At 56.9% G+C, this 1531-nt stretch carries 1 protein-coding gene; it reads left to right on the plus strand.

What is annotated here, in order from left to right:
- The first annotated feature begins 209 nt into the window (after window positions 1-209).
- Window positions 210-1517 (plus strand): diaminobutyrate--2-oxoglutarate transaminase, encoded by a 1308-nt coding sequence (gene ectB / locus AC1D10_RS35545; RefSeq protein ID WP_477279980.1) that lies wholly within the window; start codon window positions 210-212, stop codon window positions 1515-1517.
- Window positions 1518-1531: the final 14 nt, after the last annotated feature.

Below are 1531 nucleotides of genomic sequence, written 5' to 3' on the forward strand. Positions count from 1 at the left end.
GGAAATGGAAATCTTCTCCTCCCCGCCGCACATCGCCGCATCTATGCGTATCCAAGGAAATAACGCTAATTTCCTGCGTTGGAGATGCGATCATTCGCGTAAAGCAGTGCTTCTAACGCGCTACATTTCACCAAGCGGGCGCTAAGCGGTCCGATCCTCACATAAGCTGGCCTAAAACGGTGCCAGGCTGCCAACAAGGAGTTCGCCTTATGAACAAGGAGTTCACACCTGCGAAGGACGTAAGCCTCGCGCTCTTTGATCGCCTCGAGTCAGAGGTGCGCAGCTATGTCCGGGCGTTCCCGGTGCTGTTCGATCGCGGGATTGGCACTACCATCGTCGCAGCAGATGGTCGGGAATACCTCGATTTCTTCGGGGGTGCAGGCGCCCTGAATTACGGGCACAACAACCCGGCCTTCAAGAGAGCTTTGTTGGATTACATCGAGCGCGACGGAATCGTACACGGGCTCGACCTTGCCACGACCGCCAAGAAGGCCTTCATTGAGGCTTTTGAACAGTTTATTCTGAAGCCCCGCGGTCTGGCTTATAAATTGCAATTCACCGGTCCAACGGGTACGAATGCAGTCGAGGCGGCCCTGAAGCTGGCTCGCCAAGTGACCGGCAGGTCAAACATCGTCTCGTTTACGAACTCGTTTCACGGGGTCAGCGCTGGAGCGTTGGCGGCGACCGGAAACAAGGAGTTCCGAAATGCTGCCGGCTTTCCCCTCGCGAACGTGACGTCATTGCCGTACGAGGGTTATCTCGGCGCTTCAGTAGACACGATCGATTACTTCGAGAAGCTGCTCAACGATCCGAATAGTGGCCTCGATAAACCCGCCGCGGTGATCCTGGAAGCAGTCCAAGGTGAAGGGGGCATCAATGCTGCCAGCATTGAATGGCTGCAGCGGCTGCGTGAGCTGACCTCGCGGCACGAGATCCTGATGATCCTCGACGACATCCAGGCCGGTGTCGGTCGCACGGGCAAATTCTTCAGTTTTGAAGCGGCAGGGATCGTGCCAGACATCATTACCCTGTCCAAGTCGTTGTCGGCGATCGGAACGCCGATGGCCCTTGTTCTCATCAAGCCTGAACTTGATGTTTGGGCGCCTGCCGCACACACCGGTACGTTCAGAGGCAACAACTATGCTTTCGTTACTGCTCGTGCAGCTCTTGTGACCTACTGGTCCGACTCCAAATTCGAGGACGAGATCGCGCGCAAGTCTGCGATTCTGGCTGACGAACTCAAGTCGATCGCTGGCGAATTCCCAAAACTAGGCCTGAGTGTACGAGGCCGCGGATTGATGTACGGGCTCGTATCATCAAAGCACCACTCGCTGCCGGGCCTTGTCTCGCAGGAAGCTTTTCGCCGCGGCCTGGTGATCGAGACCGCTGGCTCGTTCGGTGAGGTCCTGAAGTTCATGACTGCCCTCACCATCACCGAGGCTGACCTGAGCCGGGGGCTATCCATCATTCGCGAAAGCATCAGCGCGGTGCAGGACAGTATCACGGCAAGCCGCTGAGAGTAGAAGGACAT

It is taken from the genome of Mesorhizobium sp. P2_A8 (assembly GCF_056404935.1).

Excerpts from the sequence above, each read along its gene's own strand:
- ectB (WP_477279980.1), top strand. The coding sequence starts at position 210 with ATGAACAAGGAGTTCACACCTGCGAAGGACGTAAGCCTCGCGCTCTTT.